The organism is Anaerobacillus sp. ABA4_114 (assembly GCF_056159065.1).
Genome location: NZ_JBSWUM010000001.1, coordinates 3,840,410 through 3,860,077 on the forward strand (window position 1 = coordinate 3,840,410; position 19,668 = coordinate 3,860,077).

At 42.5% G+C, this 19,668-nt stretch carries 19 protein-coding genes; 6 read left to right on the plus strand and 13 right to left on the minus strand.

What is annotated here, in order from left to right:
- Nucleotides 1-24 precede the first annotated feature (24 nt).
- From ACXAEY_RS19900 to ACXAEY_RS19920, 5 genes are all read right to left on the minus strand, one after another.
- Nucleotides 25-669 (minus strand): DsbA family protein, encoded by a 645-nt coding sequence (locus tag ACXAEY_RS19900; RefSeq protein WP_474814410.1) that lies wholly within the window; start codon nt 667-669, stop codon nt 25-27.
- A 12-nt stretch (nt 670-681) separates the two neighbouring features.
- Complete coding sequence (locus tag ACXAEY_RS19905) at nt 682-1,110, minus strand: DoxX family protein (RefSeq protein ID WP_474814412.1); 429 nt, start codon at nt 1,108-1,110, stop codon at nt 682-684.
- Nucleotides 1,111-1,202: 92 nt separating this feature from the next.
- Nucleotides 1,203-1,652, minus strand: coding sequence for a threonine/serine exporter family protein (locus ACXAEY_RS19910; protein WP_474814906.1), 450 nt, complete (start codon nt 1,650-1,652; stop codon nt 1,203-1,205).
- A 15-nt stretch (nt 1,653-1,667) separates the two neighbouring features.
- Nucleotides 1,668-2,429 (minus strand): threonine/serine exporter family protein, encoded by a 762-nt coding sequence (locus ACXAEY_RS19915; protein WP_474814414.1) that lies wholly within the window; start codon nt 2,427-2,429, stop codon nt 1,668-1,670.
- 132 nt (nt 2,430-2,561) lie between these two features.
- Nucleotides 2,562-3,944, minus strand: coding sequence for a tetratricopeptide repeat protein (locus ACXAEY_RS19920; protein WP_474814416.1), 1,383 nt, complete (start codon nt 3,942-3,944; stop codon nt 2,562-2,564).
- Between the two features lie 322 nt (nt 3,945-4,266).
- Between ACXAEY_RS19920 and ACXAEY_RS19925 the strand changes: the two genes are divergently transcribed.
- Nucleotides 4,267-5,685 carry an alanine/glycine:cation symporter family protein gene (locus tag ACXAEY_RS19925; RefSeq protein WP_474814417.1) on the plus strand — a complete coding sequence of 473 codons (1,419 nt, stop codon included), beginning with the start codon at nt 4,267-4,269 and terminating at the stop codon, nt 5,683-5,685.
- A gap of 96 nt (nt 5,686-5,781) precedes the next feature.
- Complete coding sequence (locus tag ACXAEY_RS19930; RefSeq protein WP_474814419.1) at nt 5,782-5,961, plus strand: CsbD family protein; 180 nt, start codon at nt 5,782-5,784, stop codon at nt 5,959-5,961.
- Between the two features lie 60 nt (nt 5,962-6,021).
- Here ACXAEY_RS19930 and ACXAEY_RS19935 read toward each other — a convergent pair whose 3' ends face one another.
- The 7 genes from ACXAEY_RS19935 to ACXAEY_RS19965 all read right to left on the minus strand — a co-directional run bounded on the left by ACXAEY_RS19935 (nt 6,022) and on the right by ACXAEY_RS19965 (nt 14,064).
- Entirely contained in the window at nt 6,022-7,362 is a 1,341-nt protein-coding gene (locus tag ACXAEY_RS19935; protein ID WP_474814421.1) for a glycoside hydrolase family 30 protein, read from the minus strand.
- A 19-nt stretch (nt 7,363-7,381) separates the two neighbouring features.
- Entirely contained in the window at nt 7,382-8,728 is a 1,347-nt protein-coding gene (locus ACXAEY_RS19940; protein ID WP_474814424.1) for a GH1 family beta-glucosidase, read from the minus strand.
- A gap of 14 nt (nt 8,729-8,742) precedes the next feature.
- A complete protein-coding gene (locus tag ACXAEY_RS19945) occupies nt 8,743-9,519 on the minus strand; it encodes a carbohydrate ABC transporter permease (RefSeq protein WP_270182755.1) in 777 nt (258 codons plus the stop codon).
- A 138-nt stretch (nt 9,520-9,657) separates the two neighbouring features.
- The gene (locus ACXAEY_RS19950; RefSeq protein ID WP_270182700.1) at nt 9,658-10,557 is read right to left on the minus strand and encodes a carbohydrate ABC transporter permease; all 900 of its coding nucleotides are present in this window, start codon (nt 10,555-10,557) and stop codon (nt 9,658-9,660) included.
- A 66-nt stretch (nt 10,558-10,623) separates the two neighbouring features.
- On the minus strand, nt 10,624-11,940 hold the full coding sequence (locus ACXAEY_RS19955; RefSeq protein WP_474814426.1) for an ABC transporter substrate-binding protein: 1,317 nt from the start codon (nt 11,938-11,940) through the stop codon (nt 10,624-10,626).
- Between the two features lie 147 nt (nt 11,941-12,087).
- A complete protein-coding gene (locus ACXAEY_RS19960) occupies nt 12,088-13,101 on the minus strand; it encodes a LacI family DNA-binding transcriptional regulator (protein ID WP_474814428.1) in 1,014 nt (337 codons plus the stop codon).
- 156 nt (nt 13,102-13,257) lie between these two features.
- Complete coding sequence (locus tag ACXAEY_RS19965) at nt 13,258-14,064, minus strand: alpha/beta fold hydrolase (RefSeq protein WP_474814430.1); 807 nt, start codon at nt 14,062-14,064, stop codon at nt 13,258-13,260.
- 151 nt (nt 14,065-14,215) lie between these two features.
- On the opposite strand from ACXAEY_RS19965, the gene ACXAEY_RS19970 reads away from it, so the two are divergent.
- Complete coding sequence (locus ACXAEY_RS19970; protein WP_474814431.1) at nt 14,216-14,593, plus strand: PH domain-containing protein; 378 nt, start codon at nt 14,216-14,218, stop codon at nt 14,591-14,593.
- 52 nt (nt 14,594-14,645) lie between these two features.
- On the opposite strand, the gene ACXAEY_RS19975 is transcribed toward ACXAEY_RS19970, so the two are convergent.
- The gene (locus tag ACXAEY_RS19975) at nt 14,646-15,215 is read right to left on the minus strand and encodes a hypothetical protein (RefSeq protein ID WP_474814433.1); all 570 of its coding nucleotides are present in this window, start codon (nt 15,213-15,215) and stop codon (nt 14,646-14,648) included.
- 188 nt (nt 15,216-15,403) lie between these two features.
- Here ACXAEY_RS19975 and ACXAEY_RS19980 point away from each other — a divergent pair, with 188 nt between their 5' ends.
- The 3 genes from ACXAEY_RS19980 (at nt 15,404) to ACXAEY_RS19990 (ending at nt 19,457) form a co-directional block, all read left to right on the plus strand.
- Nucleotides 15,404-17,137 carry a LytS/YhcK type 5TM receptor domain-containing protein gene (locus ACXAEY_RS19980; protein ID WP_474814435.1) on the plus strand — a complete coding sequence of 578 codons (1,734 nt, stop codon included), beginning with the start codon at nt 15,404-15,406 and terminating at the stop codon, nt 17,135-17,137.
- Nucleotides 17,138-17,140: 3 nt separating this feature from the next.
- A complete protein-coding gene (locus ACXAEY_RS19985) occupies nt 17,141-17,872 on the plus strand; it encodes a LytR/AlgR family response regulator transcription factor (protein WP_474814437.1) in 732 nt (243 codons plus the stop codon).
- Nucleotides 17,873-18,005: 133 nt separating this feature from the next.
- Nucleotides 18,006-19,457, plus strand: a complete 1,452-nt coding sequence (locus ACXAEY_RS19990) for a carbon starvation CstA family protein (RefSeq protein WP_270182708.1) — start codon at nt 18,006-18,008, stop codon at nt 19,455-19,457.
- The last annotated feature ends 211 nt before the right edge of the window (nt 19,458-19,668 follow it).

Below are 19,668 nucleotides of genomic sequence, written 5' to 3' on the forward strand. Positions count from 1 at the left end.
GACACCCGTTTAGGTGCCCATCGTTTAATGCGTGGCTTGTTCGACCATCTTTTTTAGTTCAGCAAGGCTTTCACCTTCAAATCGTTTACCATCGACATACAAAACTGGTGTATCTGAGACATTCATCTCTTTTGCATAACTGATGTCATCATCAATTGCGTTACTTCCAGTACCGTCATTGTATGCCTTCATTACTTCTTCTGTCTTTTCTTCGCTTACTAATCCGTTAAGGGTTTGCTTTAAATACGCATCAGTGTAACGCTGTTCTTCACCCTTATCCTGGAGGTTATCGAACACCACATGGTGAAACTGCCAGAATACGTCATTGCCAAGGACTTGATAAACAGCTTCAGCAAACCTCGCCGCTCGTTTAGAATCTTCTTGGATAACAGGATGATGAACATAGTAGAACTTCACTTTACCCGTGGCGATCAGCTCTCCTTGCATTTGTAAGAATAAATTATCATTGAACTTTTTACATGACGAACAGTTGTAATCCCCGAATTCAACGATTTCAACTGGGGCTGAAGCTTCACCAAGACTAGGCTGTTGATCACGATCAAAGCTTCCAGCTTCGGATGCCCCGTTTGAAAGGATAAAAGCAATGAGACCAATAATAGCAAGTCCTACAACCCACATTATTGGTCTCCGTATTGACCACCTCATCATGCCACTCTCCTGTTAGTCTCTTGTTTCTACCTTTTGATCTGTCATTTCAAAAGTCCAGCCTTTCTTTTTCAAGAAGTTCCATAGGCTGAACGGACCACCGCCTCCTAACATTAACGAGATCGACATAGCTAATAAAGCAAGGTCCAATTCATAACCACCCAACATTCCTGTTGAACGCTTCACCGTGAGTAACGCGCCGATAAGAATGATAGCAAATAGCACACTCACGATACGTGTTCCGAGGCCAAGTATCATCAGTACACCACCAGCTAACTCAATGATTCCTACTACATAAGCGAGAAACCCTGATAACCCGATCGTTTCAAAGAATGCTACAGTATTTTCAATTCCGTCCGAAAACTTAAAGAACCCATGTGAGAAAAAAAGGATTCCAAGAGCAAGTCGAATCATTACTAACCCTATATGGGGGTAGGTCTTCATCATCGTTCCTCCCCAAGATATATTTTGACATCGTTCGACATAACTAGTTATATCAAAGGTATCATAGCAAGATTACTTATTGCAAAGCTATTTCACTGCTTTTCCTGGCGAATCATCGTGGCATTTCGAATAATTTGATTGATAACTTCTGAGAAGACTAGTCCGACTGCAATCGATCCTGAGATCATAAAAGCCTTCGCAGCTAAATTGATAGCCGTATTATAGTCATTTTGGACAAAATTTCTCATCGCATCATAAGCGAGCCCTCCTGGAACGAGAGGTATGATCCCTGCAACACTAAAGATGATCACAGGTGTCCGATAAACCTTTGCAAATACTTGACTCATAACTGCTATGAAAAATGAAGCTGTTACAGTAGCGATTACGGCATCGATACCAGACTTCTCCATAAAGAAATAGATGAGCCAACCACACATACCAACAAATCCACCTTTTAACAAAGAGGGTTTTGGGGCGTTAAAAATCACACCGAATCCGGTGCTTGCGATAAAACTCGTAATAAGCTGTGCAAGGAACGTCATCAACTTTCTTCCCTCCTATAAGAACGACACGACAACTGCGATTCCAGCTCCGATTGCAAAAGCAGTTAAAAAGGCTTCTGCTCCTTTTGAGAGACCTGATATCAGGTGTCCCGCCATAAGGTCCCTTACAGCGTTTGTAATCAACAACCCTGGTACAAGCGGCATCACAGATCCAATAATGATTTTATCAAGCTCGGTACCAAGCCCTGTATAAACAAACAAAACAGCAAGCAGCCCAATAACAAACGATGCAAGGAACTCTGAGAAAAACTTGATGGGGACGAGTCGATTAAACCACGTCACACTAAAAAAGCCTCCTCCACCTGCTAATACCGCGGGGAAAAAATCATCCCAGCTTCCTTGAAACATAATAAGGAAGCACCCACTCGCTATAGCTGCTGCAACGAGTTGCGTTGGAAAGGTATAACGTTCTGACTGATTATCTAGTCTTTCAAGCTCTAGATAAGCTTCTTGTATCGTTAATTCTCCGGCACTAATTTTTCTAGAGATGCTATTCACCTTAGTCACTTTATGAAGATCTGTTGTTCGTTCAATGATTCGAATCAGCTGTGTTTTTGATGGCTCTGGTCCCTCTACAGAGAAAAAGATTCCCGTTGGTGTAACGTAACTATTGGAATTTGCCGCGCCGTAAGCTTCCGCTATTCTTCTCATCGTATCCTCGACTCGGTAAGTTTCACCACCGTTTTGAAGCATAACCTTGCCTGCAAGTAGACATACTTGAATGACATCGTAGGTATATGTAAGTTGTTTTTCCATGAATTTCTCCTGACAAGTAATAAAATCACCTTTATATTACCATTAGTTTATATGAACAGGTTATTCTTTATCAAATGACCATCGTCGTTATTTTATCGAAAACAAAAAAAAAGCGCAGGAGTTACCTGCGCTTTAATTCGATACCCTCTGCATTTGCGTATAAATCGACATATATGCATCAGACTCTTCAATCTTACCCATTTCTCTGTACACTTTCGTTAACCACTGAACTGGTGTTGGATCAGTTGGATGCATCTCCATCTCCCAGTCAAAACACTTTATCGCTTCATTGTACTGTCTTAATTTATGATAAAGCTTCCCTAACTGAAATTGTTTGTCAGGATCATCGTGAATCTCTGCCATCGTCTGAATCGTCGTTAAGATAGGTAACTCTTTATTATCTTCATAAAGCGGCTTGAGCCATTCGAAGACAAAATCGATCTCATACCTCTCTAAGAGTTTCGGTACAAGCGTCTGAAGGAGCAAAGGAAGGTGTCGGCGATTTTCTTCTATGCACAAACAGTTCTGTAGAAGCGGAAGCTCGATTTCATCTAGACGTGTCTGTGGAGATTCAAACACTTTTAACAACTGTTCACACTCTCGTTCTGATATTTCATCTTGTCTAGAAAGTAATAGGTTTATTGCTTCAGTGTTCTTATTTAAATCAATAAGGGATTGAAAAACCTGTTTACGAAGGGCAGGTATATGTGGTGCTTCGGAATACATATTCCATAGCAGGAGTGCTCGTTCATGGTTAGTGAGAGGGATATCTAAAGAGGGAAGTTTTTTCTCATTTTCATCGTGTGGAGATACGAGATAATGATGTAAGCTGAGGGCAGCGTGCTCAATCCGTCGACCATCGCGTTTATATAGGGACGCAAGATATGGCGTGCCCGAAACGAGGTCTTCATACGTAGCCATCTCAGCGTATAACGAATCGGCTGCTTGAAGCTCTTGGCCACCCCACTCGTACATAGACTTCACTTTTTGAAAGTCTAACTGGTTGGATAGATCCTGAGCCCACTTTGATGTGGAGTCCGCATAAAGCGCAATCATAAGTATTTTGAATGCAAGACGAAGCTGGCCGTTCCTTCTATATTCATAAAAGTACTTCTTCTGTAGATGAATGATTTTTTCTTTTTGAAGAAAGGATTCGAAATAAGAAAAGATGAGTACGACTTCTTGAGGAGAGTATTTTCGTTGAATGGACTGTAAGACATGCTTGGTGGATTTTAATACAATGATTTGAGGGTCTAAGAATTTTGTAATCAACGGATGGGGTGCGTTGAGAACAATACCCTGTTGAAAGGCTTTCTCTATGAGGGATCCAGGTTTCACTTCTATACTTTTACCAGTGATAAAATCATCTTTATAAAAGAACAGATAAAACTTACTGCCGTTCGACTTCACTGCTTCTAGAATTTTCATCCGATGATGAATCGCCAAACGTTCGATGCGTAGTTGGACAGGCTTCTGATTCGAGATGAGTGTGACGCTTTGTTTTTGCTCGATCATTCAAATCCCTCCGGGCAGAGCTGATTTTATTCCTACCCTTATTCTACCACTCAATCGTGATGGAGAAAAGAACGCGAAGAACGCTTCCTGTTCCTTTATTTGGATAAAGTTTCAATGTTAGGTTTTCTGACATGATTTCTAGAATATTTTCTATTCAGCATGTATAATAAGACTTTGCGTTTCAGAAAAGTCAAGCCGAACTGTCTGAAAAATTAAATTTTTATAAAAATTTCCAGTAAGTGAGTTATTTTTTACTTCATAATGGGAAGATGGGTAATATATCATACTCTTCTCAAAATCTAATAAATAGGAGGAAATACATATGGATATATTGGAGACTATTGTATCCGCCGGGAACGACCTCGTCTGGTCAAATATCTTGATCTTTGTCCTTATTGGTGTAGGATTGTATTTCACGATTCGCTCACGATTCGTACAGTTCCGTCTTTTCGGTGAAATGTTCCATGTTCTTGCAGAAAAGGACACGATGAAAGGAAGAAAGAAATCCGTTTCCAGTTTGCAAGCGTTCTTCATTAGTACCGCTTCTCGTGTTGGTACTGGTAACCTTGCAGGTGTTGCGTCAGCTGTCAGCATCGGTGGCCCAGGGGCAGTATTCTGGATGTGGCTCATCGCATTACTAGGTGCAGCGAGTGGATTCGTTGAAAGTACGCTTGCTCAGATTTACAAAGTACGTGACGGAGACGACTTCCGAGGTGGTCCTGCTTACTACATGCAGCGTGCACTTAAAGCGAGATGGCTTGGCATTATCTTCGCAGTGCTCATCACGTTTAGTTTCGGTCTCGTGTTTAACTCCGTACAGTCAAACACGATTGCCCTTGCTTTTGAGAATTCCTTTGACGTTAACCGTTGGGTTCTAGGTGCAATTCTTACAGTAGCAACTGCAATCATTATCTTTGGTGGCGTTCGTCGAATCGCTGTCGTTTCTCAAATCATCGTTCCGATCATGGCAGGTATTTATGTTATCGTTGCGCTTTACGTATTGATCGTGAACTTCGCACAGGTTCCTGACATGTTCGCACTTATTTTCCAGCATGCTTTTGGTCTTAAGGAAGTGACTGGTGGTGGCGTTGGTGCTGCCATGATGCTCGGAATCAAACGTGGACTCTTCTCAAACGAAGCAGGTATGGGTAGTGCGCCGAACGCTGCCGCAACTGCAGATGTCTCGCACCCTGTTAAACAAGGTCTTATTCAAGCGTTAGGCGTGTTCGTCGATACACTTTTAATCGCTACAGCTACTGCTTTTATGATTTTGATGTCTGACGGGTATGTCGATTCTAAACTCGACGGTGTTCAGCTAACACAGGAAGCGATGAATCAACACCTTGGCAGCGGAGCAGGTATCTTTGTAGCCATCGCCGTTCTATTATTTGCCTTTAGTTCGATTATCGGGAACTACTATTATGGTGAAACGAATATCGAATTCATCAAATCTAGTCCAACAGCGAAATTTATTTATCGTCTTGCCGTTCTCGGCATGGTAATGTTCGGAGCGAATGCCGGATTCGGAATCGTTTGGAGCATGGCCGATTTATCTATGGGACTCATGGCACTTCTTAACTTAATCGTCATCGCGATTATTGGTAAGATCGCATTCACTGCCCTGCAGGATTATCGCGAACAGCGAAAAGCTGGTTTGGACCCTCAGTTCTACAAAGATACGATCAAAGGGTTAGAATCTGACATTTGGACAGATAAACCAGTTCAAGATAAATCTAACTAATACACACTATACCCTCTGAGGAATTTGGCAGTTTGGCCAATCCCTTTAGAGGGTATTTTTGATTATGAGTTAACTTTGAAAGGAGCGTGCTACAAGATGAGCAATAACAAAGGCTTAAGTGACAAAGTAAAAGGTGCCGTTTCTAAAACAAAAGGTGAGCTTAAAGATCAAGTAGGAAATGCAAAAAACGACCCTAAGATGCAAGAAGAAGGTAAAAGAGATAAATCAAAAGGTGAATACCAGGAACGAGCTGGAGAAGTGAAAGACAAGAAGTAATCTATGGAGCACAAAACAGCCTCTCTACTTTTGTAGAGAGGCTGTTTTGTAATTTTACAATTAAATTATGAACGTTGAGATAGAATGACGCGGCATTTCCACACTAAACTTCTCACTATTCAAGTCAATGTTTACAGCTACTGACTCGTCGCCCTGATTCATCATGACTACTACAATTTCACCGGATGGATTGCGGAAGGTTGACGACTGGATAAGGTTACTTGATTTTGTATGATCAATTCTCACTGCTCCAGGCTTTACATATTTGCTAAAGTGACCGATGTAGTAAAACGAGCTATTATAGTGAACTTCATCTTTCTTCGTATCCACGATGACGGGAGCATCACAGTAGTTCCCGACATGATTTGGTCCACCTTCTTCATTCAGCACGATGTTCCAATCGATCCATGCTTCTAGGTAATTATTGATGTCTCCCATAATATTACGGGCATAGCGCTCGCCAGTATGCCAAGCTCCTAGCTGGACGCCGCCTTCGATACACCCTTCTGTGAAAATAAGGTGCTTATTAGGAAACGCATGGTGTACCTTTGAAAGGTTCTCAAACTCCTCAGACACGTACCAATGAAGACCTGTTCCCCAGACGTACTTCGCTGCTTCTGGATCAGAAAGAACCGTCTTTGCTCTTTCATAAACGACGTCACGATTGTGATCCCAGATAATGACCTTGAGGTCACTTTTTCCATGCTTTTCTAACGTTGGTCCAAGATGATCTTTAATAAAATCGCGCTCATCTTCAGCTGTGTAGAGACATGAATCCCAAACCTGCTTCGCTTCAGGCTCATTTTGGATTGTGATTCCCCATATCGGAATCCCCTCATCTTCCATCGCCTCTATGTACTTCACATAATACTCAGCCCAAACAGGCATATATTCTTTGAGAAGTGACCCACCGTGATTCATTTCTTTGTTACTCTTCATCCAGTGCGGAGGGCTCCATGGAGAGGAAACAATCGTTATGTTTTCACCCGCGATTTTTGCTGCATCTTTAATGAGTGGAATGACGAGCTCTTTTTCTCTATCGATCGAAAAGCTTTCGAGCGATGTATCTCCCTCTTCAACATACGTATAATTTTCTAAGGAAAAGTCACAGCTATTGATATGAGTTCGACCAAGTCGATAGCCAAGACCCTCTTCAGGATCAAAATAGTTGTGAAGGATTTCTTGTCTCTTTTCTTTACTGATCAAAGAAAGAGAATAAGCGGCTGCTTCTGTAAAAGCACCGCCAAAACCTACTATCGTTTGAAACGTTTTATCTGGATTGATTGAAATGTCGACAGCACTTGGTGAGACTGCTGAGGAAAAGGAAACGGGTTCCTTTTCCTGCAGTCGATCTCCTGTATCTCTTGCCGTTTGAACATGCGTTATCGTCTTTGTCTTCACACCGATCTACTCCTTTCTTTTAAGCGTTCAAAGGTAGGACAGTTCCTCTGTTCTTAACGATTTCTGCGTACCAAAGTGCACTATCCTTCCAGATTCTTTGTTGCGTCTTGTAATCTACATAAATGATTCCGAATCGCTTATCATATCCGAAGCTCCACTCGAAGTTATCGAGCAATGACCATAAGAAGTAGCCTTGAATGTTCATGCCCTCTTCATTTAAATCAGACACTGCTTGAAGATGCTTATTCACATAATCGATTCGCTTCTGATCGTGAACACGGCCGTTCTCGAGCTTATCATCGTACGCAGCCCCGTTTTCAGTAATATAGATCGGTAGATTCGTATACTCACTGCGCAATCTTCTAATAAGATCTTTAAACTCTTCAGGTGCAATGTCCCAGCCCATTCCTGTTTTTTCATAATCAGAGTGTGCGCCTGCTGTTAGAAAATCGTTTGCGGCGTTAAATTCTACGAGTCCTCGACTATAGTAGTTGATTCCGAAGAAATCGCAAGGAGTAGAGATCTTCTCCATATCTCCATCTTTAATGAAATCGTATGAATGAACATACTTAGAAAAGAGATTCATCATATCTGCCGGATAACTGCCCTTAAATACAGGATCAAGGAACCAACGGTTAGAATATCCATCAGAATTGTTCGCAGCAAGGCGATCATTCACAGAGTCCGTTTTCGGGTAGACAGGTGAGAGGTTCAACGTGATTCCGATCGATGTTTTTGAACCAAAACGTTGTTTCAGCATGTTGACCGCTTCTCCATGAGACAAAAGCATATGATGAACAGCTCGAACCGCTTCATCAAGATTTCTGTGTCCAGGGGCATGAACGCCAATGTGATAGCCAAGGAATCCTGCACACCATGGCTCGTTATGAGTAATCCATGAATCGACTAACTCATCGAGTTCACGGAAGCAGACTTCAGCGTAATCAAGAAACCACTGTACAGAATCTCGATTCACCCATCCGCCTTCTTCGTGTGCCCACATTGGGAGGTCCCAATGGTAAAGCGTGACAGCTGGCTTAATCCCTTCTTCTCGCAAACGCTTTGCTAGCGTCTTATAAAATGCCATTCCCTCTTCGTTATACTCGCCTTTTGCTGGGAAGATTCGCGGCCATGCGATGGAAAATCGATAAGAGTCAACGCCAAGATCTTTAATGATCTTGATATCTTCTTCGTAACGGTTGTAATGATCACACGCTACGTTTCCATTGTGACCTTCATGTACTTTTCCTGGAATATCACAAAACATATCCCAGATAGACGGTGTTCTTCCCCCTTCTTGGTGTGCTCCTTCGATCTGATAGGAGGATGTTGCCGTACCGAACGTAAAGTGTTTATCAAATTTCATAACTATTCACTCCTCTATTCCTTAACAGCTCCAGCAGAGATGCTATTAATGATGTATTTCGATAAGAATAAGAATGCGATCATGATCGGAACAACTGAAATCGCAATTCCAAGGTACATAGAACCAAGATTCTGCGCTACTTGAGATCCTTTTAAGAAGCCCATCAGTACAGGCAACGTATATTTCTCTGGTGAGAACAAGATAACGAGCGGCATGATGTAGTTATTCCAAGATCCGATGAACGTAAAGATCGACATCGTTGCAACAGCTGGCATCATGATTGGAATCGCTACCGTATGGAAGATTCTCCATTCACTTGCTCCATCGATTCGAGCTGCTTCGATCAAACTCGGATGCAGCGTTGTTTTGATGTATTGACGTAAGAAGAACACGACGAATGGGCTCGCGATCGCAGGGACGATAAGTGGAATAAACGTATCCAGAATCCCAAGCGTTTTGCTAAGCTCGTAGAATCCGATGAGTCCTAGCTGTCCAGGCACCATCATCATGACCAGCATGAAAACGAAGAGAAAATTTTTACCTTTGAACTCGTAGAAAGCAAATCCGTATGCAGTCAGTGCAGAGAAATATCCAGTCAGCACAGTTACAAGTACAGAGATGATTAGACTGTTTTTAAAACCGTTCCAAATATTCACGTACTCCATCATCGTTCTGTAGTTTTCTAATAGTGAACTACCTGGGATCAATGTGAAGCCTGTTAAGATTGCATCGTTCGAGCGAGTAGCGTTCACAAGCATCATTAAGAAAGGAATGAAACAGACGATCGCCATTAAAATCAGGAGCGTGTAAATAATTCCTTTAACGAGCGCTCGGCGTTTTTTGATTTTCGCTTCATGAGGCAGAAGCGTTTTCTCTGGCAATTTCTCCTGAGGGACACCTTTTTCGATTTCAGTTCTGTCTATCATCGTTTACACCTGCCTCGCTTGTTTACGTTCGTTTCGGTACATCGATTTAAATACGATTGCTGAGAAGATAATGGTGATAATAAATAGTCCATACGCAACAGCTGCTGCATATCCATAGTTGTTATACTTGAAAGCCTGGTTGTATAAATAAAGAACCATCGTATTTAACGAGCCATCTGGAGAACCAATTCCATCCGTTAACAGCATCGGTAAATCAAAGAGCTGAAGACCACCGATTAATGACGTGATCATGATGTATAAAAGGATCGGCTTTAACAATGGCAGCGTAATCTTAAAGAACGTCTGCGCACGATTCGCTCCATCGATAAGTGCAGCTTCGTAGTAATCGTTTGAAATCCCGGAAACACCCGCCATCACAACGATGAAGGAGTGACCGAACCACATCCACGTTAAGATAAGAGACACGGATAATTGAGCCGTCGCTGGCTGGTTCAACCAGTTGATCGGTTCAGAGATAAGTCCGAGGTTCATGAGAACCATGTTTAACGATCCATGCTGCCAATCTAGTAGAATTCCAAATAACAATGCTACTGAACTAACCGTAATTAAGTTTGGCAAGTAAAAGATCGAACGAAAGAATGCTAGACCTTTCATTTTTACACGCATATCTGAGAAGATCGCTGCAAGAACGAGCGCGATTGCAATTTGGAGTGCGAAGTTAATCCCCCATATCTTCCAGGTGTTAAAAAATGCCTCAACGAAAAAGGTATCAGTGATTAAACGTTGATAATTCGCTAGACCAACTACTTCAGCTACTCCACTTCCACTGTAATTCGTAAAGCTGTAGTAAAACGTTAGAGCGACAGGATATATATTAAAAACGAGAAAGATGATCCAAAACGGGGCAATGAAGAGATAGCCATACCGGTTTAGGTTCTTCATTTCATCGCACTCCTTTCAAAATTAAGATAAGCGGTATAAGGATGTTATACCGCTTATGAATGGTTACTAGTTTTTAGGTACTTGTAATTCTGGGTAGGCATTCTGTGCCTTACGATAAAATTCTTTGATCGCTTGTTCTTTTGTTTTCTTTCCATCTACATATTCTGAAACAGCATTTCCATAAAACGTATCTAGCTGCTGGTCATACTTCGTTACGATACCTGGTTCAATACTCTTTGCTTGCTCAAGGAAGAACTGATAGTTGTTTTGTCCGCCAAGGAATTCATCACTAAAGTCATCTTTGATTTCATTCGTTACAGGAAGGTAAGAAAGAACGTCACCTGTTTCTTTCGCCCAGTCAGTTAAGAACTCATCGTCTTGCGTCATCATTTTTACGAAGTCATATGCAAGTTCTTTGTTTTCAGACTTGTTGTAAACACCTAACCATGTACCACCCCAGAAGTAAGGGCTAGGACCACTCGTAACTGCCCAGTCACCATTTGGTTCTTTTACATTTGTCTTAAGTACGCTGTGAAGACCCCACGTTGGAAGAACGTAAGAGAATACTTCTGTTTCAGTCTCTTTACCATTTTCTTTTACTTTAATTGGCTTCTCCATCGCTTCGAACCAAGAAGGAGACCATTCTGGTGCAAGAGCCGTGTAGCTGTTTTCGCGAAGTTTCTTTGCATAATCCATGAACTCGATCTTCTGATCTGTAAGCTTCAACTCACCATCTTCACTCACCCATGGCTGAGGGTTGTCACCTTGAGAGAACCAGCGAATCGAACCTTCATCAGGGAACATACGATAGCCAGCTTCTTTCAGCTTCTCAGAAACTTCGAATACTTTGTCCATTGAAGTAAGCATCTCGCCAACTTCTGTTGGGTCGTCAGTTCCAAGCACTTCTTTTGCGATGCTACGCTTGTAGAAAAGTCCACCTGGCGTTGTTTGCCAAGATAGTGCACGAACATTTCCATCCTGGTCTTTCCCAAGATCGAATACATATGGAACGTAGTTATCAGCTAGCTCATCTACGCTATAAGGTTCTTCCGAAAGGTTTTCCCAGTAGCCAGCGTTTACCCATTGCTTCAGGAATGCAATTTCACCAGTAAAAACGTCAGGTGCTCCTACTCCGCTTTCTAGTACTGGCTTTAATTTAGTAGGGTAATCTGCGATCGGAACGATTGTTAGTTCGACTGTAACCCCATTCTTTTCTTCAAACTTTGTGATTGGTTTCTTCAATTCATCTGTGAATGACCAGACCTTTAAGTCAGCTTTCTTCTTTCCTTCTTTCGCTTCACCCGAAGACTCTGAATTAGAACAACCTGCAATGACTCCAAGCACCAGAACAAGTGACATCAGCAGACCGACAAATTTCTTCATGCTTTTTCCCCCTAAGGTTTAAGTTTATTATTTTCGAAAGCGGTTTCGAAATAGGTTTAAAAATATTCGAAAGCGGTTTCGATTACCATAAAATAAAAAGGCATTTCATTTCGAAAGCGGTTTCGTTTTGGGTTAAAAAAATTTGTTTTATTTTTTTAATGGTAAACAGGACTTTCTTTCAATCAACTGTACTGGAATGATCTCTTCTGTTACGATCTTCTTTTTCTGAATCATCTGCTTGATTAAAATTTGTGCTGCTCTAACCCCTAGCACATCTGTATCCTGTCGTATCGTTGTGAGCTTTGGCGTTACATAGCTAGCCATCTCTATATCATCATAGCCGACGATCGAGACGTCTTCAGGAATTCTAACTCCTCTCGATTTCGCAAGCTCCATAGCACCGATTGCCATATGGTCTCCAGCTACGAAAACAGCTGTTGGCGGATCAGGTAGATCCAGTAGCTTCGACATGGCTTCACTTCCCTCTTTAATGGAAAAAAGGCCGCCATTCACAAGATAGTGATCAGGGACAGGTAATCCCAATTGACTCATTGCTTTCTTGTAACCTTCAATTCTTTCTTTCCCTGCATGAATTGTAGGGTCACCTGAAATATGAGCAATCTTCGTGTGTCCTAATGAGTGAAGATAGTTGATTGCAAGTTTTCCTCCAGATAGATCATCCGATAGGATTACGCTGCAATTTTCATTTGTCATATCGATTACGACGATTGGGATGTGATTGTTAATCATTTCTTGAACTTGTTCATCGTTAGGATCAGAGCTTATGACAACAATGCCATCGACTCCACGGTAGAGAAAGTGTTCAAGGTAGCTCGTGTCTCTGTTCCTCAGATTCCTAGAAGCGAGGATCAAATCATAGCCCTCTTTCTCAGCATGCTTTCGAAAACTCTCAATCACTGCACTAAAGAACGGATGCTTCATGCCGACTTCATTTGCTTCTGAAAACATCACACCGATTGTCCAGGATTTCTTCGTAGAGAGAGACTGCGCATGTGCATTAGGTAAGTATCCCATATCAGCTGCGGTTTGAAGTATAGCTTGTCTTGTTTTTTGACTAACATCAGGATAATTATTCAAAGCTTTAGAGACCGTCGTATAAGAAAAGCCAGTCTTTTTCGCAAGGTCATAGATTGTTATCATGATTATCTCCTCTTTATCGAAAGCGCTTTCGTTGAAGTCATTATATATCACTTAATTTGACATAGCAATACTTTTTCAGAGAATCTTTTGAATACTTTTTTCCAATGAGAAGAGGCATCCTTGAAAAGTGCCTCTCCTCATTACTTATGAAGAACATTATTTAAGTGATCTTATAAATTGATCTACAACTTCATTAAACCGCTCTGGTTCTTCCAAGAAAGGACAGTGACAGCTATCCTCAAATATTTCTAATTTAGATTGTTTGATTTCTTTATTTAAATGTTCGCCTGCTGCAACTGGGATTAGTTTTTCTTCCTTACCGAAGCATAACAGCGTCGGCTTTGTTATTTCATTAAGATAAGGACGACAATCCACGATCGATTGATCGAATAAGATGGCGCTAGCAATCGACGCTGGAAGCTTCGTTGTTTCCTCAAGCATCCACTCTAACTCTTCTTCTGAAACTTCCTCTTTGAACATTAGCGGTAGGAATCCTTGTAGCAATCCTCTCTGGTCAGTTTGAATTTGCTGCATCATTCCTGATAATGCAGGAAGATCGAACGCACCTATTTCGAAATCTGGCCATTTGAAGTCTGAGGCGAGCTCATCTACAATAACAGTTCCTTTTATTCCATCTTCACCAAACTGATGGATGTATTCCCAAATAACAAACGCTCCCATCGACCAGCCGACTAGCGTCACGTCTCTAAGATCGAGCTTTTTGATAAACTCCTTTAAGTCCTTCGCATAGGTGGCGACTGTGTGACCAGAATCTGCATGGGACGATTGCCCATGTCCTCTTAAATCGATGGATATTGCTCGGTACTTCTGTCTGAAGTATGGAAGCTGTTTCTTAAAGAAACGACTGCTCATCCAGACGCCATGAATAAAGAGAATCGGGTCTCCCATCCCAACATCTTCATAGTATAGCTCAACGCTGTCTTCAAGCTTTAGGAATGCCATAGCTTCTCCCTCCTTACACACTCTCACATAGATTGGATTCACTTAACACAATACGCTCGTATCGTTTAAAACATTCTCTATTCCTTTCGACACCAATCGAGTGGTACCTGTCACCACGTTTGATAAAATACGATTGAAAGGAGGAATAGCAATGGGTATTCTCAGCGGATTCATGGGTAACGCATCGACGATGGATAAAGGTGAGGTAAAGAAAGAACTATCAAACATCCTTGCAGAGGCAGAAGAAGTTAATGCGGCGTTCAAACTTGTACGTGACTTGATTGTTTTCACAGACAAGCGGCTACTGTTTGTTGATAAACAAGGCATGACTGGAAAGAAAATCGAGTACCATTCCGTCCTTTATAAGAGCATTTCACACTTCTCAATCGAAACAGCGGGACACTTTGATCTCGATGCAGAACTAAAAATATGGATATCAGGCTCGCAAGCTCCTACGATCTCAAAGCAATTTAAGAAGGATGACAGCATCTACGATGTACAAAAAATCCTCGCAGAATTATGCGGATAATACTTAACTATGAAGCAGGCCAATGGCCTGCTTTATATGTATGCTCATCGGCTCATCTGAACGTTTTCCCTGACACCTGTTCCATCAACCCACAAAACTCTTCCCACGTTTCTGGATAGGCATTTGAGCCGTGCTTTCTGATAACCTTATCCTCTGTTATGATCTCCACACTCCAGGAGGTGCCGTCTAACACCATTTCTTCTGGTTGATAGTTACGTTTCCATCTTAAGAGGTTTGTAGATTGAAGAGCGTTTATGGATGAACCACAAGTTGTGTTCGATCTGATGGACTCTTCATCTCTTGAATTCTCCCATTTTAAATGCGTTACCTCGCCTGTTGGTAAATGCCAGTCGATTTCATAGCTATTACCGAAGAAGCCGCCAACATTTGCTTTGATGCTAGTAATCTTCTGGTAAGCGTGATCCACCGCTTCTTCTCTCGACCATTCAAATCCACAGCTCTTACATTGGTAATCCTTGCTCGATTTAGGGAGGGAACACCCGCCTAGCACGACTTCTCCCCTCTCTACCTTTGGTTTCACGTCATGCGTTGGCATTCCATATATGATTTTTGCTGCTTGTTTCGCACCACATTGAAGACAAACGTTGTATTTAATCGCCATCGAATCACTCCTCAATATTCTCACTAGACTACAATTCTCACTTTATCATAATTGTTAAATTTAGGATGCTGTTTCACGCTCGTTTTCCCTCACTCGTAAAAACCAGTATAATGAAAAGAAACCGCTCTATTATTCGACACTCTTCGAGCCAATACGGGTGGTGACAGGCACCAGAAAGGAGCTTCGAGATGTTTGAACTGCTATTAACGATGCTTGAGCGCCTTGGGATCATCGTAACGATCGCATTTGTGTTGACTCGCTTTCGCTTCTTTAGAGACATGATCTACAGTGAGCGTCTTGCTAGAAAACAGCAGTATGTTGCGATCGGCTTCTTTGGGTTCTTCGGCATCATCGGTACATATACTGGACTCACGTTCAATACAGAGTCCTTCCAATTCAATGCATGGCCGCTCGATGTCTCTTCAGATGAAGCCATCGCGAATTCGAGGGTCATCGGCGTGGTGCTCGCAGGACTACTGGGAGGTTATCGCGTCGGAATCGGTGCTGGTATTATCGCAGGGGCGCACCGGTACTTCCTCGGAGGCTTTACAGCTCTTGCATGCGGAATAGCGGCCATCATCGCTGGGTTAATCTCAGGAGCTCTTCATAAACGAAATCGTCACGTCAAACTTCAGTCTGCCTTCATGATCGGTGCTGGTGCAGAAGCAGTTCAGATGCTCATTATCCTCGGACTATCTAAGCCATTTGAGAACGCATTAGCGCTAGTTGAAGTCATCGGCCTCCCAATGATCTTAGCGAACGGGATCGGCTGCGCCCTCTTCTTACTGATCATCAAGAACGTCGTGAACGAAGAGGAAAAGGCTGGCGCGCTTCAAGCTCAAAAAACACTTCGCATCGCAGATCAAACGCTCGGCCATCTGCGAAAAGGGCTTACAACGGTCTCCGCAACAGAAGTTTGCCGAATTCTTCATCGAGAAGTGGAGGGAAGCGCTGTAGCCATTACGGACAAAACCCATATCTTAAGCCATGTTGGGATGGGAGACGATCATCATCAAGCAGGAAACACGATTCAAACGAGCATTACGAGAGACGTAATTCAAGATGGCGACATGATGATCGCAAACGACCGCACAATCCATTGTGCCGACAAAAACTGTCCCCTTGGCGCGGCGATCGTAGCTCCATTGAAGCAACGGGGCGAGACGATCGGAACACTAAAGTTTTATTTTCAATCTGAAAAAGAGATCACGAATGTCATCACTGAACTCGTTACAGGTCTTAGTGTTCTATTAAGTAACCAGCTCGAAATAGCTGAAGCGGACAACGCCTACCAGCTTGCAAAAGAAGCAGAGATCAAAGCGCTGCAAGCTCAGATTAGTCCTCATTTTTTATTTAATTCATTGAACACCATCGTTTCCTTAGTTAGAACTGAACCAGCAAAGGCTCGAAAACTCTTACTATCGTTATCTCATTTTCTTAGACAAAACTTATCAGGGACAACAGCTGATATGACCACACTCAACCAGGAATTGAAACATGTAAAAGCATACCTTGAGGTTGAAGAAGCACGTTTCGTAGACAGACTTCGTGTAAACTATGAGATAGACGAACAAACGCTGTATCGGAAACTTCCACCTCTAACGCTGCAGCCTATTGTTGAAAATGCAATTAAGCACGGAATTAAAAACAAAAACACGAACTGCATCGTTGAAATCAGCATCATCTGCCAACAGAACGAAACCCTTGTTAGCGTGAAAGATAACGGAGATGGAATTCCGCAGCACAGAATAAAAGAAATCGGTAAGGCTCCATTGGACTCAGAGAGTGGCACTGGACTCGGTCTTTATAATGTGAACCGCCGTCTTACCATGCTCTACGGAGAACGAGCCAGCCTTCAGATTTCTAGTGAACAAGGCAACGGAACAATCGTCCGTTTTTTGATCCCATCTATGGAGGAGTAACGAATGAACGTAATTAAAACATTAGTTGTCGATGACGAGCGATATAGCCGCGAGGAACTCGTTCACCTTCTTGGTGAATTTAATTCGATCGAAATTACTGGCGAAGCAGACTCAGGGCAAGAAGCTGTCGTAAAAGCGATCCAGCTTCAGCCTGATGTTGTGTTTCTAGATGTAGAAATGCCAGCGATGAATGGAATGGACGCCGCTAAAGCACTACTTGAGCTTAAGAAGCCTCCTTTCATCGTATTCGCGACTGCTTATCCTGAATTTGCAGCTGAAGCGTTTCGTTATGAGGCCGTCGACTATTTGTTGAAGCCCTACGATGAAGAACAGCTCGAACAAACGATCAAGCGTCTTGAAAAACTGGTAACTTCCAACACTGAAGTGAATTCACCACAAATGAAAAAAGGAAAATTATCCATCGAAACTGATGGCGACATCCATTACATCGATCCAACCGATATCCTATACATTTGCCGGGACGACCGCGTGTCCCGAATTTATCTTAAGAACAATGCCTTCGAAGTCAAAATGACACTGAAAGAATTAGAAAACCGATTATCTACACACCCATTCTTTCGCATTCACAAAAGCTATATCGTTAATCTGATGTATGTTACAAGGCTGACACCATGGTTTAACGGCGCTTACCAACTCGAATTAGAAGGAGTAGAAGAAAAACTTGCTGTCAGTCGAAATTATGTGAAGTCTCTTCGGTCACGTCTCGAATTATAGATTGCATGTTAAACGCTTTCACATACATCTTACCCGCTTTTTTCTACATCTTGTTCAAATCTTCCCCACTTTCGTCCTATCTTTCCTATAATTTATGTAAACGCATACAAAGAACGGAAAGGTAGGAGTTATCATGATTACATTTTTAGTAGGAATCGTACTTCTCGTAATAGGCTACTTTACTTACGGTAAATTCGTTGAAAAAACGTTCGGTGTGAACAGCACGCGGCACACACCGGCATATACTCATCAAGACGGTGTCGATTACCTTCCGATGAACACACCTAAAAACTCACTCATCCAGCTCTTGAACATCGCAGGAGTAGGTCCAATTTTCGGACCGATTCTAGGCGCTCTTTATGGTCCAGTGGCATTTCTATGGATTGTGTTCGGGTGTATTTTTGCCGGGGCCGTACATGACTATTTAACCGGGATGATTTCGATACGAAATCGCGGCGCTCACTTACCAGAGCTCGCAGGGAAGTTTCTAGGAAAAGTCATGAAACATGTCGTGAACGCTTTTGCTGTACTCCTTCTCTTACTGACGGGTACAGTATTCGTTACCGCACCAGCAGGACTACTAAACAACATGATGAACGGCTGGGTCACGATGGGACTCATCCTTGGAGCAATCTTCATCTATTATATTATCGCGACTCTATTGCCGATCGATAAAGTCATCGGGCGCTTTTACCCTATCTTTGGTGCACTATTATTGATCAGTGCCCTAGGAGTTGGCGCAGGTCTAGTCTTTACTGGCGCTCCAATTCCAGAAATCAGTCTTACAAACTTACACCCTGACAGCGCACCGATCTTCCCACTACTATTCTTAACGATTTCTTGTGGTGCTCTATCAGGTTTCCATGCGACGCAGACTCCGATCATTTCAAGAACAACTCAAAACGAAAAGCAAGGACGTCGAATCTTCTACGGGATGATGATCGCAGAAGGAATCATCGCGATGATTTGGGCAGCTGCTGCTATGAGTCTATTTAATGGACCAGTTGGATTGAACGAACTACTTGCAAGCGGTGGACCAGCTGCTATCGTAAGTGAAGCTTCAACACTTATGCTTGGCGCGATCGGTGGAACACTAGCAGTACTCGGTGTAATCGTGTTACCGATTACCTCTGGTGATACAGCATTCCGAAGCGCTCGTATGATTATCGCAGACTATTTCAAGTATTCTCAGAAAAAGATTACGAATCGCCTATGGATCGCACTACCATTATTCGCTGTCGCATTTGCTTTAACTAGAATCGATTTCACGTTGCTCTGGCGCTATTTCTCATGGGCAAACCAATCCACCGCTATGATCGCATTGTGGGTAGGGGCGATGTACCTCTTCATCGCTAAGAAAAACTACTGGATCGCGATGATTCCGGCAGTCTTCATCACGATGGCAACGACAACGTATATTTTGTATGCCCCGATTGGCTTTAGTCTACCGATTAACATTGCCTATATCGGTGCAACGATCATCACGATCGGTGTAATCATCAGCTTCTTCTTCGCCGCTCGTAAACAACGTGCAGCAAACATTCCATTAGAAGAAGACATCACAGGATGGGACAGTGTTGCTTAATGGGATGCTGCAATCCTAAATATAGAGAAACAGTTAATGAAGAGGAAGAACGAATCAATACGAACGGCAAGGAGACCCTCCCTCTCGCAGGAAAAATTGTTCTCGCTAGTATCTTTTTGTTCGGATTAGCTTTAATCGGAATACTTTAGTGAAAGGAGCTCAGGCATTTGCCTGGCTCCTTTTCGTTTAAAATTGACTACCATTCACCCCA

What these genes read in the sequence shown, in the direction of transcription:
- ACXAEY_RS19910 (WP_474814906.1), bottom strand. Translation starts at nt 1,652, where the DNA reads ATGACGTTCCTTGCACAGCTTATTACGAGTTTTATCGCAAGCACCGGA.
- ACXAEY_RS19970 (WP_474814431.1), top strand. Translation starts at nt 14,216, where the DNA reads ATGGGTATTCTCAGCGGATTCATGGGTAACGCATCGACGATGGATAAA.
- ACXAEY_RS19925 (WP_474814417.1), top strand. Translation starts at nt 4,267, where the DNA reads ATGGATATATTGGAGACTATTGTATCCGCCGGGAACGACCTCGTCTGG.
- ACXAEY_RS19915 (WP_474814414.1), bottom strand. Translation starts at nt 2,429, where the DNA reads ATGGAAAAACAACTTACATATACCTACGATGTCATTCAAGTATGTCTA.
- ACXAEY_RS19965 (WP_474814430.1), bottom strand. Translation starts at nt 14,064, where the DNA reads ATGGCATTCCTAAAGCTTGAAGACAGCGTTGAGCTATACTATGAAGAT.
- ACXAEY_RS19980 (WP_474814435.1), top strand. Translation starts at nt 15,404, where the DNA reads ATGTTTGAACTGCTATTAACGATGCTTGAGCGCCTTGGGATCATCGTA.
- ACXAEY_RS19990 (WP_270182708.1), top strand. Translation starts at nt 18,006, where the DNA reads ATGATTACATTTTTAGTAGGAATCGTACTTCTCGTAATAGGCTACTTT.
- ACXAEY_RS19940 (WP_474814424.1), bottom strand. Translation starts at nt 8,728, where the DNA reads ATGAAATTTGATAAACACTTTACGTTCGGTACGGCAACATCCTCCTAT.
- ACXAEY_RS19955 (WP_474814426.1), bottom strand. Translation starts at nt 11,940, where the DNA reads ATGAAGAAATTTGTCGGTCTGCTGATGTCACTTGTTCTGGTGCTTGGA.
- ACXAEY_RS19975 (WP_474814433.1), bottom strand. Translation starts at nt 15,215, where the DNA reads ATGGCGATTAAATACAACGTTTGTCTTCAATGTGGTGCGAAACAAGCA.
- ACXAEY_RS19900 (WP_474814410.1), bottom strand. Translation starts at nt 669, where the DNA reads ATGATGAGGTGGTCAATACGGAGACCAATAATGTGGGTTGTAGGACTT.
- ACXAEY_RS19905 (WP_474814412.1), bottom strand. Translation starts at nt 1,110, where the DNA reads ATGAAGACCTACCCCCATATAGGGTTAGTAATGATTCGACTTGCTCTT.
- ACXAEY_RS19950 (WP_270182700.1), bottom strand. Translation starts at nt 10,557, where the DNA reads ATGAAGAACCTAAACCGGTATGGCTATCTCTTCATTGCCCCGTTTTGG.
- ACXAEY_RS19945 (WP_270182755.1), bottom strand. Translation starts at nt 9,519, where the DNA reads ATGGCGATCGTCTGTTTCATTCCTTTCTTAATGATGCTTGTGAACGCT.
- ACXAEY_RS19960 (WP_474814428.1), bottom strand. Translation starts at nt 13,101, where the DNA reads ATGATAACAATCTATGACCTTGCGAAAAAGACTGGCTTTTCTTATACG.
- ACXAEY_RS19985 (WP_474814437.1), top strand. Translation starts at nt 17,141, where the DNA reads ATGAACGTAATTAAAACATTAGTTGTCGATGACGAGCGATATAGCCGC.
- ACXAEY_RS19930 (WP_474814419.1), top strand. Translation starts at nt 5,782, where the DNA reads ATGAGCAATAACAAAGGCTTAAGTGACAAAGTAAAAGGTGCCGTTTCT.
- ACXAEY_RS19920 (WP_474814416.1), bottom strand. Translation starts at nt 3,944, where the DNA reads ATGATCGAGCAAAAACAAAGCGTCACACTCATCTCGAATCAGAAGCCT.